A 15,842-nucleotide genomic window follows, 5' to 3' on the forward strand; every position below is an offset into this window, starting at 1 on the left:
TTTTATTTAGCTAATTTCCCGACTAAACTACCACCTTTAGTAGCAACACCTTTAGCAACCTCAATGGCAATCCCACTGTAAGTTTCAGCAGATTTATTAATTTGAACTAAAACAGAAACGCCACCACCAGCCGCTAAACCTGTAGCTAAGAATGGCGCAATTATACCAATTGTAAATAGAAAGAACATTGGCTGATAAGATTTAGAATCAGCGACTAATTGACCAGCGAAACCAACAATGATATTGAAGCAGAGCTTGCCAAAACCTACACTGAAATATCCTACTAACCAACTGTAAATTGATTTAGCTCCGTAAGGTAGCAGAGAACCACCAACAGCTACAGGCCCCAGCAGTGCTGTTACGAGCATAGTCAGTTCAATTCCCCATTGATAAGCCCCATTCATTCCGACTAAAATTATCGTAACTATGTCAGTAACAGCAGACCCAACAAAAGCATTAATGGGAGATAAAATTAAATCAATTCCATTTGCTTTACCATCTTTCACATCATTAAAAGCATCGATAGCGCCATCAACCGCATCTATAAACCAAGAAAAAACTCCATTACTTTTATTAAATTTATCTGGATATTTTTTGGTTAAATCTTCTTTAGCTTGATCCAAACAGTTTATTTGTTCTTGTTGACTTAAAGATGAATTTCTACATTTATTTACAGCAATACCAATAGCGCTACGTGCTGCTTCAGTTCCCAATGCACTTTCAAATGCTTGCTTGAGGTCAATTCCTGCCGCCGCTTCGCTAAGAACTATATTATTTACATTATTAATATAGTTTCTAATCCCCAAAGTTGACTTTCCTAGTACATTCCCCTTATTGCTGAGTAAAACAATTACTATTAACGGCCAAATAAAATCAGTATAAGCTCTTTGTTCTTCCCCCGCCATCATTTTTTTTGTCCATTCAACGACGAAGAAAGTTAGTGTTGCTATAGCGAATAAAGCTCCGACTGTACAAATTGCTGAATAAACACCACCTGTAATAGTTTCGTTCCAAAGCTCATCAAATCCTTGCGCTATTGAAGCTGCATTTTCTTTTGCTAAATCAGCTAAATCGCCACCATCTAGTTTGGCTAGTAAAAACATGATTTGAATCCTTGCTCAATACAGTAATTTTGTCAGATATTTGAACGCTAGTTGATTGTTTGTATAAAACGCAAAAGCTCTTGTAACTTTACCAAAGAATTGGGTTTAAAGCCCCGTGCTTCACGCAATGCTTTAAAGTAAGGAGTAAGGAGTAATGAGTGGATGAAAAATGGGTATTTACTTATTACTCCAGAATCACCGCGCCTTTAGGTCGGTGAGGATGTCAACTCTTACTGTGTTTATATACCCTTTTAATCAGTCAGCAGAAGTAGGATCTAGCCGTGCATTAAGTACGACTTCATGTAGTAGAGACAATCTGCCATCTTCTTCGGAGTTCTCCTTTTTCCGTTGGGAGTCAAGATGATCTGCCACTTGCGTCAGCATCAGGTTAGAGTAAGCATTGTCCTGTCGGGCTGATAAAGAATCAGTACGCTGCTGTGCCAACATTGATACAATTAAGCTGTTCTGAGCGGCGATCGCTTTGAGAACGTTTTGAGAGGCATCCATGTTCTGAGCTTCATCAGAAATATCTTTTGCTTGCTGGGCGATTTGTGCAGTAGTATCAATCTTGGCTTGAGTTTTTTGTTGCCCATCTTTGCTGACGACGCTAGCGACAGAAGCCAAAGTAAGTTGACGCTCTAGTTCTTGTGCGTTCTGTTGAGCAACAGGATAAGAATAATCGTCCTTAAGTGAATCCTTCAATTGATCAGCCGAAGCAATTGGGTCAGGCGCACCCAATTGTCCGATAGAACTATCAATTGCAGCTTCCGCATTTTCTTTGATGTCAGCCCAAGCACTGTTAATCTCATCCTTAGCCCAGGCTTGAATTTCACCAACTTCACTTTGAAGATCCGATACGATAGAACTAAAAAAATCGTTGATGCTGATACCATAACTAGGTGCAGCTATCAATAAACTGCCAACTGTAGCAGAAAGTATTACCCCAATTGTCCGTTTTTTCATATTAAGCTACTTGCTTTATGTGTGATTTTGAGAGTAAATTCTTCGCTAATTCTGATAACTCTTCCCCCCGAATCATTCTGATATAATCCTCACTAAATTTGACTAACCCAAACAGAGGATTATCTTGATAGTATTTGAGAAACAAACTGCGAAATTCTTGCTCGCTTGGATTGTTAGCAACTGAGGCTAATAAACAGTAAGCGGGATAATAGCGACAGAAAGTTAGCTTGCCGTTATCATCAAGCAACCACTGAGAGTAAATCCCCTCCTTTTTTGGATAAAAAGCTTCTGTACTATTGACCCTGATGATTTCGGTAGGATATTTAAAGCGAACAATAAACGGGTCAACGGCTGATGATTGAATCCTGCCTACTAAACGTGTAGTGATATTGGCAAATATCTTCTGTGCAGCTTTGCTCTGATATATAGTCTCTGGTTCTTGGGCAGAGATAATGACGCGGATACCAGACTTCGCACCATTGGCACACAATCGCCCAATCAACTCCGCGATCGCATCGAATTGAAATAAGATTGGTGCTTCATCCAAGAAGAATATCGAAGCTTTTGATGATAATGCACGACGTAATGCAGCAGTATAGGCACTGAGAGCGAGTATGGCAGCATCAGCTTCACTTGATAAATTCCTGAGTGCAAAAACCAACAACTTGGCATCAGTTCTAAAGCTGGATGGGCGTGAGATGGATTGCCCGACCCTGGTACTCAACCAATAATTTATTCTCAGCCTGATTTGCTGTAAGGCTTCGGAAATCTCTTGACTTTTACTAGCAATAGAATCCAATTGTATGAAAGCTGGAGAACAAAAATTATAAAAATCTTTGAGCGTCGGAGTTTCGCTCCATTCTTTAGTTCCAAATCCATTTTGTATTGCTAACTTGTAGCGCAATTTAATTTCGTCATCATTAAAAAACGTTTTCAAAGTTAGAGCAATGATTGACTCAATATTGGTGGTAATCGTTGGGCTGACACCAATCATGCTTGTCCCTATCACCATTGTCATCAGCACTGATTTGAGAAATTCCTTAAAATCGTTCAATCGCTCATTTCTCAGTTCTGCATCCAGAGAGCGCAAATCAGGAAGTTCAAAAAGATTGTTTGATTCTTTGGAGATGTCAAAGTATGCCCCATTTTCACCCAGCAGATTGGTGTAGTCGGTGAAAGTGGATGTACCGTCTGGTTTGGGATAGTCTAGTGCCACTACCGGAATATCTTGTGCAAGCGCCGGGGTAAGAATACCTGCCACCAGCACTGATTTACCTGAACGAGTTGCGCCGAAGACTGCCAAATTCTTATGATTCTGGTATAAGTCTAGATGTACCGGTGTGCCGCCTTCTTCTGCAATTAACTCAAACCCACTGCGATCACCTGTGGCTGTGCGAATCAAAGGCATCAGCCCTGGTGCTTCCGAACTAAAATATGGCAGTCTGCGGTTAAAAGGCTTGGTTAACAGTGGTTCCCAAACAAATGGGCAACACTGCAACCATGTCTTCCAAGCGTATTCTATTTCTCGGTCAACTACCGCCGGACGCAAAAAATAGCTGGCAAGATATCGGCAAGCTTCGTCTAATTCCCGTGGGGTTGGGCGGTGAACCAGAAAAGCTGTTGCGGTATGCACAACTACACTCCCTTTATATATTGTCTTCTGCGCCTCTACAGCCGACTCAATATTCATCCCCGACTTGACATCAATATTTCCTTTATCTGTAGATAAAGAAGTGCTGGTAATTGATTGTTTGGTAATGCGTTGAAGATTTGTTTTAGAAATAGCTTGATTTGCCTTTGTTAGCTGACAAATAACCTCTGTATCATAAATACTATCTCTAGAGATTAATTCCCACAAATAACGTAATTGAGCTTGTTCGTCATACCATCCACCTGGTTTTTGGCTGAAGTTGAGCGCCCCAATATATTTATTTTGGATTTTTACCCATTTCCTATCAAAGAATGGCACGGATAGCTCATTCTCTAATATCTGGTGGCGGATATGAAAATCACTAGTTTGAGTTTCTACTAGTCCATTGGCAGAATCTATCTTTAGAGGATTAGGAATTGCTGGTGGTGATGACAGATTGAATTGCTGCCAATTTATTTCCCATATTTCTTGGGCACTCAGCACCCTAATCCCAAGTTTCATTTTATTACTTAGTATGGCTGACCATTGCAAAAAGCCATTGCTAAAGGAATTTTGGAGGATATTTTCAATTCTGGTATTATTATGGGCATGGATTTCTCCAGTAAAAGAAAACCAACCTTTTTCTAATTTTCTGATAATCGATTCGATAAAATCATGAGAACGTTCATCATCAGAAACAACAGTGTACGTACACCATAGCCTGAGAAACTTATTTTTTCTAGTGCCACTTTGAGTTAATTCTTTAACTCGCAATCTCTCACTACGAATCAATAGCTTTAACGGCTCAAGAGAGCAATTTGACTCTAAAGAAGATAGTTCCTTTTGTCTATAATAATCCGAGGTAAAAGACCCTAAGTGTATTGTGAGGCTTTCGCCTTCGGGAATTTCTTTTAGTCCCGCTTCTATGCCCTCAAAGAGCGGCAGCATTTGCGATGATTCTAAATTCGGATGAATCCCTAAACAATCAAAGCAGAATTTGATTTGAATATTTTCACCTTTTTTGAGAATTAATGCGCCTACACCCTGCCTATCTCCTAAGTTGAGGTCACAAATGCCCGCTAAATGGATAATATCTTCAAAAGGAGTGAGCATTTTCACAACACTAATCTGCTCGTTTTCTAATGCGACTTTACCTAATTTATCTTTAGCCTTCTTAGAAGAATTTGGCATAACTTTACCAATAACTGAAATTTAATTATCTTCAAAATTGCGAATTGCGAATTGCGAATTGCGAATTGGTTTATGTCTCATATATCCCCTACTAATCCGAGGGACGCTGACAAACTTACCGAAAAAGTCTTTATTTGTAGAAATTGTCCACCATGTTGCCCATCCCCAAGCAATACTTAATCCTGTACCTAACCAACTTGTTTTCAGCAAATAATTAAAGATAAATACATTGACTACTGCTATTAATGTCCAGGGAAATATTTGGTCGGCAGGGAATGGCCCTAATCTTGGTCTTTCTCCTAAAATCCGATTCACTGTACGAAAACCATGTTTCTCTGACATATTTATTGATTTAATAAAGAGTTATCAGCTATTAATCCAAATGCGTATTTATCAATAACTGATAACCTGTAAAGCTTTTTTACTGAACAATCAAACCAGTAATTAAATCTCCAACAAAAACTGCCATAACTATGATTAATGGAGTTCTTGCTAGTGTCTGCCAGTCTTCATCATTCCGGGCAGATTGAATAATCCGAACTAAACTGATCCCAACATATAATAGGAATAAAGCTCTCAATACATTGAAAAAAAGTGCGATAACTTCTGATGTTTGTCCATTGTTGGCATTACCAAAAGTGGTGGTCATCCAAGTTTGAGCATTATTGAAAAACTGAGCATTAGCTGGAGCCGCCGCAAAATCAATTAGACAAATTACTGCTAACAGCGCAAACAAGACAGCATAGAGATTAACTCCATACTTTCGTTGTAGTTTATCGAAGTTAGTAAATAATGCTTGTGACTGTTTTGGCAAGGCAATCACGATGGCAGACGCAATCATAAATCCACCCATCAATATATTGTGGACGGACATCTCTGCTATCATCAACACACCAGTCACACCCATGAGTGTAAGTGTGCTTTTTTTCGCCCTGTCATTCTTAGAGTCAGGTAAAAGTGTTCCTGTTGCTGAAGCAGCAAAATCTGTGTATCCGTAGTCAGTACGCATCTGCTTTCGTTCTCCTGAACGATGTCTTGAGGGATAGGCACATTCTTAAATAAGTCAACCCCAAAATCCACACACTCTGGTACTGAAAAAAACAGAACTGTAGTACTGTAGCAATATTTCTAACAGTAATAATCTACGTAGATAAAAATTCTTTGTTGTATTATCAGTCTTTGTGCTTGATATACTCACATCCTTAATCGTTTATTGGTATAAGTATTTGTGCAACATCTTCAGTAAGTGCCAAATATAGGGCATTGACTATTGGCTAGTTTTATGATTTGACATATCGAAATTAGTTTTAACAAAGTCTGGGGATTTAAGTCCCCGTTACAAAACGTAATTGCGTTAGCGTAGCGGTAGCGAGTCCGCGTTCGCGCAGCGTCTCGTAGAGAGCGTCATGGGCGAAAAAGCGAATTGCGAATTGATTTAAGTATCCCTGCCCTCCATAAATTGAACTTTCCCTTCGATACCTCACCATGTTTTGCATCATAACTAAAAACTGTTAAAACTTGATTGCATGTATAGAACAAATATGTATAATACTTGCAGCTTGTACTTCAGCATTTGTTAGAAGTAGATATTTGGTCAAGCAAGGAAATTGGGAATTAATTTTCATAATCATTTGTTGGAGTATTTATGAGTAAAAGAAAAATATTTACAGCACTTGTTTCAATAGGTGTAGGACTATGCTTAGGAGCTTGCCAGTCTGATGCGGACAACGTTACTCAGGCAGAGAATGATTATGGGGCTAAGTTAACTGATGTGCAAAGCCAAAAAGATAAGGAAGTACAGGAGCAAATAAGGCAATATGTAGAAGAGACACCTAACTTATATAGAATAACTTGGAAGGTATGCGGAGATTATAGAAGTCGTCTGCGGGATGGAGTAAGATGTAGCGAAACTAAAATTCCCAAAACTAAAGGATATGTTGATCCTGTTTACATCTGGGCAGCTAATGGGGTGCAGTTTGTTAATAAGCAACACTTTGTTAATAGCTATTGGGCTACAGGATTGTTTGTCAAGTCTAAAGGATGCTTGAACTCAGGTAAGCCAAAACAAGAGCAATTTTATAATGTAAAGAATTTCACCAGAGATAAAACGAATGCTGTTCCTACCGCAGCAAATGTGAAGATTGAAGCTCTGTCAAAGCAGGAAAAGCAAACAGTAGTAGAACAAGCCTTCAAGGACGCAGAAGTAGAAAATTATGCGCTGACAAATTTCGGTGTGTCAGCAACCACAGGATTAATACCCACTGGGAAAACTTGCTTGACTCTCGAAGAATGGAAGAAGACGCAATCGTAAAAATCAGGCACAGTCGCTGAGAGCGATCGCAGTTCAGTCGCGGCGACTTCCTCCATCTCCAGCACACCAACCAACGCAAGTCTTGTCTCATTCTTTCTTAGATAAAGAAAATAATTTAACTTGTTGACCCCTTGTCCCCTGCTTGCGGTAAGTTAACTTTAACCCCAGTTGGTCTAACAACAACCCCAACAGCCAAATTGGTTTGAGCAAAATTATTGAAATTCAACTTTTAAAACTTTCAGGTTAGGATTCACTCTTGGCTTTTCCTCATTATAAAAATGCGTTGCGATGCGATTTAATTCCCAGCTATTGAATAAGAGTAATGCGGCTAAGAGCGATGTAGAGTGACCTCTACTCACGCGTTCGCTCCTTTGATAAATTTGATTGAATTTGACGCGATATTATTGTGATTATATCTACGCAGAAAGTTTTCCGAAAAAATCCACTTGAGACATAACTTGTGTGCGTATTGAATTAGCAGCCTTCTCTGCAATTTCTTCTCTATCAGAATCAGTAAGAACTACTGCAAGTAAGGATTTAAGAGCTTCTCGGTTAGATATAAACTCTTCATTGTATAAATCATCTTGCAACAAAGTAGCTTCCAAGTGAGGTATTAGCTCAGACGAAGGGGATAGCAACCGCTCTTTAATGCGTACCCTTGCAGTTTCTGTTGCAGAAGTTGTACCTATACCTAAATCCCATGTTTCAATTATTAGCCTGACCTCGCGGTTGAGAGATACACGCAGCGTTGATAGGCGGCCAAATAAAGGAAGATTGAGCATTAAAGGTGGTAATGCATTACCCCAATCCAAACCAGCGCCAATCGTGCAATTTGCTTCATCTTCGATGCAAACAGCCTCTTCGAGCCATCCTTCACCAAAAAGTAAATCTATAGCTTCTTGGGTTGTTATTGACTCGTTTGCCTCAAAATTATCCTTTTGCTCTTGATGGTTCATAAATTTTTACCCGATCGGACTTTATCTTCGTCTCAATACACCATACTCAAAGTAAACTAAATTCTCATATTCCTCTTCCGAACCGCAGTTCAACATGTTTTGTTTTTCGTAAAATCCTTCAGACCTTGGTAAGGAATGCAACCCAACTCTACCTTCATACCCTAACTCAACACTTCTAATTCTTGCGAAATTTAACAGTGCTTGACCAACACCTTTGAATTGAGGTGGGCGTTGAATCTCGATTCGATTAATGGGGGCAGTGGCAATGCCATCAATATAAACTAACCTCTTACCAATATTCAACCGAGAACCGTGCATTTGTGTTTCTATTATCATCAATCCTTGAGTTTTGTTTTCGCACTCAACTGCGTAACCTTCAAGATTTTGTTGATTGCCAATATATCTTAATTTAAATATCCAGTCCCAGTATTTATCTTCTTGACTAAATAACCTTAATTTTTCGACCCACTCATTAACATAATCATCAACATGTCTTTGTTCTAAATCAACCAAATATGCTTCAACAGTTGTATTATCAAAACCCCTTTTTAATTCAATTTTTCGCTGCACCTAAAGCTCCTAATTGTCATTATCTGCAATCACTCTATTCGGCGGGCGAGTCAGTGTAAATTCCGAAATTCTTGAAAAGAATAAAAATACTAACTTACCGGCTGATATAATCCCGTATTTTCGTTAAATTCCCACCCTAATCCCGCTCTATCCTTGCCCTTACACCATGCTACAAAAAGCGGTGGGGGGAGTTTAATTCGCTCCTTGCGTACAGTTTCCTCACTTACACCAAGTCTCTTGGCTAAACCTTCTTCAGTTAACGGTTGCATTCTAGGAGTATGCGCTTTGAAGGATGAATTATTGTAGTACGATTTCTGTCCCCGCTTTTGTTGGTTGTTGAGATAGTCTTGAATTTTGATAATTGCCTCAGCCAACTGTGTCATTCGGGCTGCCATTCTCTCCACTTTTTGTTCTAAATTGGCAAGATTATCAATTTCTGTAGTTTGATTACTATTAAATTCACTTAAAAACTCTGACTCGAGCTTATCAAGTCGTGAGCAAATAGCTTTTATCATTTCATTGGTAGGATTGCTGTGACTATTGTGACTAGCAACTAAGTACTTCTCTACACTTGCCTTAATCTTTGAGTCTAAGCGTTCGTCTAAATCGTTACCACCTATTGCATCAACCTTATCTTGGGAATCGCCTAAGTAGAGTTCGATAAATTCGATCAGCGTGGCTGTTGCTGTTGTGCCTTTTGAGTTGCAACAGGCGATAAACTGCTCCCACTTCCTTTGGTCACAGTTGAAAGATGCTAATTTTTTTTTACGCCCTGTATTGCTCATGTTCGCGTATCATCTAGGTAAACTTGGACTGTCCACGCTTATTAAATCGTGTAATTCGTCATGATGAATTACCTTGATGCTATCATCGCCAAATGTGTCAGCGCACTCTTCAAGCGATGTTTTTTATGAAGAGATGCTACTGCCAACGGCTACCATTGGCGATTGCAAATAAATATAGATATCACCCCGTAGCAATTCCAGCATCAACCATCTTCGCCAGACATTAGGTATTAAATATTCTCAGTGATTATGCTAATTGCTGAAAATACCCATACTGCTCATCTGCATAATCGCTTGATTCCATTTCTTGTAGTTCACCGACCCATTCTCCTGCAAAGACGCACTCGCGTTCGGGGTAGAGAATAGGAAACAGGCAACAGTAGGATTGAAGCTCAAAGAAAAATTGCCTGTTCCCTTCTAAGAGAGAAAACCCTTGGATTTGAAGCCCCCTTCTTTAGGACGAGCGTTTAGGGGGAGCAACGCGAAAAAGTGAGATCGGGGTTTAATTCTCAGTTACATAGCTAGATTCTCAATAAAAACAGGTATTTCGCTGCGATCGCACTATTAAACAGGTCATTTATACCCCTAATTTTTAGCACCTCACAAAATCGCGTTGCTCCCGCGTTTAGGTATAGTTCTAAATCCCCGGACAAAACCTTTTCTTGCCTATTCCCTATTCCCTTTTAAAAAACTTTAAATAGTCAACCCGCCAGTTAAATTCAGCAATCGCCGTTGCAAATCTTTTTCTTAATTCCCCACACCCAAAAATAGCACCTCCCTCTACTACAAGTTAGCCGTGTATAAACGGCATTTTTTCGGAGGAAATACCCGGCTCTCAATCCGCAAGGGATAGTCAGTAATCGTATTGCTTATATCACCTTTCTGCGTATTAGGAGTGTACTATACGCAAAAAATGAGAACTTTTCCGTTGTGAAACAGTGAGTTGAAATGACCATTTGGGAGGACAATAAAAATCAGACACTATAAAACCAGACGAAACTATACTTGTGTCTGATTATTAAGGGAGTAATAAAAATGACGCTCTCTCTTGTCCACATAACAGCCCATAGAAAAGCGATCGCTTCCTTGCCAGTAGCACAGGCGGAGGCGAAGTTGATTGGGTTGTGGTTGGAAGGAAAAGCAGAGTCATCTATCATCTCTTACCGACGCTACATTAGGCGATTCCTGGAATTTTTGGACAAACCCCTCAAAAAAGTGACTTATGAAGACTTGGTAGAATACGCCAGTTGTTTTGGGGACAATGCCCAAAGTACAAAGCGGATATACATTGCCGCAGCAAAAAGCTTGATTAGTTTTGCTCATAAAATTGGATATCTCCCTTTTAATGTGGGTATGGCGCTAAAACTCGGTGAACTGCCGGATGTAATCAACGAACGGTATCTGGATGAGGCTGATATTAAATTGTTGGTAAGAGCAGCAAGTAAGCATTTAGCTGATGCTAAAACTCCTAAGCGCCAGTACACAGCCCTACGTAATTTGTTAATTATCAAACTCCTGTATCAGGCAGGGTTACGGGCAAGTGAAATCTGTGAGTTAACATGGGGAGATTTGACACCCCGTGGTGAGAGTGGTCAAGTGTACGTGCGAAAAGCCAAGGGCAGCAAGAATCGGACAATTCTCATCAAGCAGAAACTCTGGGCGGAATTAATGGAGTTCAAAGCTTCGGATCACGCTACTTCAGCAGTGTTTCCAAGTCAAAAAGGGGGACATTTAGACCGTCAAAACTTGCACCCGATTGTCAAAGTGATCGCACTAGAAGCGGGATTAAGCGAACTGGTTTCGGCTCACTGGTTACGTCATGCCCACGGTTCTCACGCTATTGAGCGCGGGACTAATCCGGTACTGGTGAAAGAAACTTTGGGTCATGCCAATTTAGCCATCACCGATCGCTATCTCAAAGCTAGACCTAATGACAGTAGCGCTTTAAACTTGATGGATCTTTGACATTTTGCATGACTTGTGAAAATGCAGCAGAAATTGGAACCAGTGGCATCAATTGCTACCGGAAACGAAACAAAAAACAGCTTTCAAATGCCAAAAAGATTTTTTCCCTAGCCAGCCCCCTCCATAGGCAACACTTCTTCATTTAGCAAGGCGTAAAATTCTGGTACTGCCGACTCAAGCGATCGCAGTTCATTTGCCGCGATCGCTTCAAGTTCCAGTACCGTCTCCCAGCGTAAATAACTCTGCCATCGCTTGAGAATGCCTTTAATTGCCTCCACTCCACGAGAAATACCAGAGCGAAGTATTTCTACGCAGTGGAGTAGGGTAATGCGATCGGTCGAAGGCAACTCAAATTCGGTAGTATCCTCCCCTTGGCAATGGGAGTTCCCTATAGCATCAAGGGGGGGGATGGATACGGGCTGCTGATTAGGGTTTACACTATACACAGTAGGGGTTTGGGGAGCATAACAGGTTCGATTTTCTTTTTGATTACGCTTTGCCACACGATGAGCAATTACTTGGAGAGCAAATTCTAATTCCTCTTTAGATAAAGAGAAAAGTTTCACCTGTTGACCCCGTTTACCCTGCTTACGGAAAGTCAACTTTAGCCCCAGCTGCTCGACTAAAGTTCCTAGCAACCAAATAGGTTTACAGTCACTAGGGATAGTAAACCCAAGAATTGCTTTAACGTGAGCAGCACAATGTATAGCGATCTCCCTCATCTTAAGTAAGGTGGCATCCGAGGCAGTAACTTCATCACCCCTCACTAAACGTTTAAGAATTTGATGCAGACCCAGGTTAAATCTAGCCAGCCACCGTGCCGAGTAATTACCCCAGTCGATGCACAAAGGTAGATTGTCCCGCTCGGTACGGTCTTTTTGGGTGACAATTGTTGGTGGGGTAGGATAACTTTGCCCAGTTTTGGGGTCAACAATTGATTCTTCGGGCTTTGCTAAAATGGCCTCAAGTCCAGCGATCGCTCTAATTAAGCGGCCACCTTTATCTATTTCTACGAGTGATTCGGTTACTTCGATGCCATAAGAATCAGAAATGCGAAACTTTTCGCATTCAAAAATTTCATTAGGGTCAAGGTAATCTTTGCTCTGACGGGCACGGTACTCGCTCAAAGTAATATTCTTGGCCTTGGCAACAGCCGAATTGTGGGCACTATCCAAGGCTTGTGCTGCTGCTTTTAGACTTTCAAGAGATTGCTCATCATCATCACTGCCCACATATATAAATGTATTGCCCATTTCGGTGAGAAGCTCACGCAAATCATCACGCAGATTATTGAGAGAATAGTGGCGGTTAGCCATAATTTGGCAGTAAGCCTCAAGCGCCCAATCTTTCTCCGCTCCCCGCTTACCCGTTTCTCTGTCAATCCGCAACAGAAAAGCGGTCATTTCATTGGTTTGGAGCAAGCGCTCTTTAATCTTGGATGCATTTGTATCCTTGTAACCAAAGGGAGGACGCTTTGCCACCCAAATATGAAACGGAACTTTCGGGCGATACCGGTACAGTTGTTGGGCACACTCAGTAGCGGTTTGGGAAACGCCGTGAAACACACCAAATACTAAGTCAAAATGATACTCGGAAATATCGACACCAGTACCCAGGCTAGGGGAAGTGAACAAGGCATCAAAGTTTTTGACGGCGTTGGTGATATCTTTGATGAAAGCAACATTTTCATCACTGCCAGAATTGTCAGAGTGAACAGACCAAATGCGCCATGAAGCCTTACGGACTGGGTGCATGGTAAGGGGTAAGGGGGAAAGGGTGGAGGAATCTGTTAATTCTTCCTTTCCCCCTTCCCCTTTAACATGCACCCCTTCTCCTGCCTTTTCGTATTTGATAGTAAAGGATTTGTCGAGTTTTTTGATGAAACGCTTACTGTCACTTGCAACCATGACTTTCTCACCAAGCATCAGCGCTGCCGAGATTTGGGCGACTAGGGCGCTTGAATTATCCCCCTCGTACCAATAAATTGTGCGCTCCCCGTTTCGCCATTCGTTTTTGATAATGTAAGGTACTTCACCTTTTGGTCGCATTGCAAGAAAGAAATCCACAGTCAGGTCATCCATGTGTGCATCAGCGATGACGACCAGTGGCGCGTTGTATACTATATATTCCAGTACCTCCAAAATGGCGGCACGGTGCTGTTTGCAAGTATTACTATGTAGTAAGTGGGTGAGGTATTGGCAAGCTTCATCTATAAATATGCAGCCGTAGGTGAGAGACTGAGTATTCAGCTTATGCAAGCTGTCAATAGTAATACTAAGGGCTTGGGCCTGGGCTAAACCTGTGTAACCCAAGTCGGAATACATCGCCGTCCGCAAACGTTCGGCAAGATTTTTCAACAAGTTAACCCGATGTCCATTGTTGAGAAATCTGGCATCAGGATTTTGGTCACGCCACCAGCGCATAAGTTCAGTTTTGCCTGTACCCATGTCGCTCCACAGTACAACCAGTCCTGATTTTGGGAAATTGAAGGTAGGGGATTTCTTCGATTTGGATGAATCAACTCCGCCAGAATCCGTAGACTCCTTGTTTCGAGAATGTCCTTTAATAGATGGCGTGAAAAGTTGTTCCTTTTCAAGATCATAAAGCTCAGGCAAATTGCATTTTTCTTCAAGTTCAGGAATGCACAAAGCCTCAGAGAGATACAAGACATTAATAGTGACATCCGGCTGGTACTTGCTTAACCCCCATTTCTTAGCCCGATACGAGCGCTTGTAATCAGCAAGTGATTTAGCATCATTTATAATTGCAGTTAGCAGGGCATCGGCATCAACACCTCGACCAACTACAAAATCATCAACGCCTTTTTCTGGGCCTGGTAACAGCGCAACTTCACATTTACAACCAGCAGACTCAATTGCTTTTGCAGTGCGAACAGTGGCTTGAAATACCGACCACCTGGTTTTAGCTTTTGTCTCGTGGTCAAAAAGAATTATGAACTTGCGCCCCGCCTGAGCCATTGGTACTAAGTCAGGATGCAATCGTTCATCGAAATCTTGTTTGCCCACGCGCCCGTTCCAAATTCCAGGGAGTGCGATTGCTACAAACCCCAAAGAGAGCAAGCAGGCCGCTTTTTTTTCGCCCTCGCATAAGATAACTGGAATCTCTGGATGTTGCTTTACCCACTCCCAAAATATTAGTGGATTGAGTTGATCCAGCAAGCGTAGCGCCAAAAGCGAATGATAGCGCTTAATTAAATAACGCTTTGCAACTTTGTCCCAGATGGGGTTAGCGACATCAAAGTAGGTAACGCGGTTCGCTGTCTTGGGTGGCGACTCGTATTTAACTAGTTTACCTGTTTGCCAATCAAAGCGCGGGAAGTTGGGTTTAATCCGCCCCCACTCCATCGGCTGCCAATTTTTGAACGGGTCAAGTGACTGAATCCACGTCCCACCCAGTAATAGGTGCTGATACATTTTGATGTATCCATCCGTGACTCGCCCTGCATTTTTGCGCGGGATCTGGGGGGAGATGAATAGGAAGTCGTAGACTGATTCTCCCTCAACATGGAAAAAGTTGCGCTTAATCAACGCCGGATGAATGGCGCTACCAGCTAACAACTCATGATATTCCGCAGCCGTGAGATTGTTTGGATATTCAGTTGTCGCTGAATTCATCGGTTCTCTCCTCGGAATCCCTTAGAGAGAACTCTTTCAAGCTGCGAAACTCTTGCTCTAGCCTGGATATTCCGAAAATTTCCCTTCGTCACAGCACAAAATTGCCATGCGAAAGCTGCACTCGACCCCATGCGCTTAACTACAGCGCTCTTAGGGTGTTCTCTGTTTGCCATGATATTTTTCCCTGATAACTTGGTTGACAAGCTTCAGAGGGGGTTGTATCAGTTATCAGTCAACAGTTAACAGTTATCAAAGACTCTGACTGATAACTGTTATTCGCGCTGCTACTTCTTTTTGCTATAAAATTCAAAATTTTTCTTCATCAAACTTAACTTTACAAAAACTTATGAATTTTAACAGCCAAAACATCCCGCAAGGAATGGACTTTCCAAGCGGTAGACCCTATAATGGATCTGGCAGCGCGGATTATACTCTCGGATAAACTTGGTGGAATCACAGTCGCCAAACTATAAATGCCACTCGTTTTGTTCCTTCGAGATCAACCCCGCTCTGGATTTCTATGAAATTTGAAACTCGCACAAAGCGCTACTCCTTAGTGGCGCTTTGTGCGTTAAGTTGTCGTACTCTTGTATCTTCACCTCCATACCTCCTTTCAATTAGCTTAATTTTTTTAATTGAGATATTTTAGCAAGACCGTAAAACCTAATAAGTGCGATTACTAACGACCTTGGCTAATTATTTACCAGCTTTGAAGCTCACTTTTAACTGCAAC

11 protein-coding genes are annotated in these 15,842 nt (G+C 41.3%); 2 read left to right on the top strand and 9 right to left on the bottom strand.

From position 1 onward, the window contains the following. Positions 1-2: 2 nt before the first annotated feature. The 5 genes from F8S12_RS36070 to F8S12_RS36090 form a co-directional block, all read right to left on the bottom strand. Positions 3-1,103, bottom strand: coding sequence for a hypothetical protein (locus F8S12_RS36070; RefSeq protein ID WP_196521148.1), 1,101 nt, complete (start codon positions 1,101-1,103; stop codon positions 3-5). A 255-nt stretch (positions 1,104-1,358) separates the two neighbouring features. Further along, a complete protein-coding gene (locus F8S12_RS36075) occupies positions 1,359-2,066 on the bottom strand; it encodes a hypothetical protein (RefSeq protein WP_196521149.1) in 708 nt (235 codons plus the stop codon). Between the two features lies 1 nt (position 2,067). Beyond that, entirely contained in the window at positions 2,068-4,887 is a 2,820-nt protein-coding gene (locus F8S12_RS36080) for a hypothetical protein (protein WP_196521150.1), read from the bottom strand. A 21-nt stretch (positions 4,888-4,908) separates the two neighbouring features. Further along, positions 4,909-5,229 (bottom strand): hypothetical protein, encoded by a 321-nt coding sequence (locus F8S12_RS36085; protein WP_196515647.1) that lies wholly within the window; start codon positions 5,227-5,229, stop codon positions 4,909-4,911. A 79-nt stretch (positions 5,230-5,308) separates the two neighbouring features. Next, positions 5,309-5,896, bottom strand: coding sequence for a hypothetical protein (locus tag F8S12_RS36090; RefSeq protein ID WP_196515648.1), 588 nt, complete (start codon positions 5,894-5,896; stop codon positions 5,309-5,311). A gap of 636 nt (positions 5,897-6,532) precedes the next feature. On the opposite strand from F8S12_RS36090, the gene F8S12_RS36095 reads away from it, so the two are divergent. Then, on the top strand, positions 6,533-7,198 hold the full coding sequence (locus F8S12_RS36095; protein ID WP_196515649.1) for a hypothetical protein: 666 nt from the start codon (positions 6,533-6,535) through the stop codon (positions 7,196-7,198). A gap of 416 nt (positions 7,199-7,614) precedes the next feature. Here the strand turns inward: F8S12_RS36095 and F8S12_RS36100 are convergent, their stop codons facing one another. The 3 genes from F8S12_RS36100 to F8S12_RS36110 all read right to left on the bottom strand — a co-directional run bounded on the left by F8S12_RS36100 (position 7,615) and on the right by F8S12_RS36110 (position 9,509). After that, a complete protein-coding gene (locus F8S12_RS36100; protein ID WP_196515650.1) occupies positions 7,615-8,154 on the bottom strand; it encodes a hypothetical protein in 540 nt (179 codons plus the stop codon). A 21-nt stretch (positions 8,155-8,175) separates the two neighbouring features. Next, entirely contained in the window at positions 8,176-8,724 is a 549-nt protein-coding gene (locus F8S12_RS36105) for a GNAT family N-acetyltransferase (RefSeq protein WP_069068818.1), read from the bottom strand. 89 nt (positions 8,725-8,813) lie between these two features. Continuing rightward, on the bottom strand, positions 8,814-9,509 hold the full coding sequence (locus F8S12_RS36110; protein ID WP_196521151.1) for a hypothetical protein: 696 nt from the start codon (positions 9,507-9,509) through the stop codon (positions 8,814-8,816). A gap of 1,035 nt (positions 9,510-10,544) precedes the next feature. Here F8S12_RS36110 and F8S12_RS36115 point away from each other — a divergent pair. Further along, entirely contained in the window at positions 10,545-11,474 is a 930-nt protein-coding gene (locus F8S12_RS36115) for a tyrosine-type recombinase/integrase (protein WP_196521152.1), read from the top strand. Between the two features lie 107 nt (positions 11,475-11,581). Here the strand turns inward: F8S12_RS36115 and F8S12_RS36120 are convergent, their stop codons facing one another. Beyond that, the gene (locus F8S12_RS36120; protein WP_196521153.1) at positions 11,582-15,109 is read right to left on the bottom strand and encodes a plasmid replication protein, CyRepA1 family; all 3,528 of its coding nucleotides are present in this window, start codon (positions 15,107-15,109) and stop codon (positions 11,582-11,584) included. Between the last annotated feature and the right edge of the window lie 733 nt (positions 15,110-15,842).

It is taken from the genome of Nostoc sp. WHI, from assembly GCF_015714725.1.
GTDB lineage: Bacteria > Cyanobacteriota > Cyanobacteriia > Cyanobacteriales > Nostocaceae > Nostoc.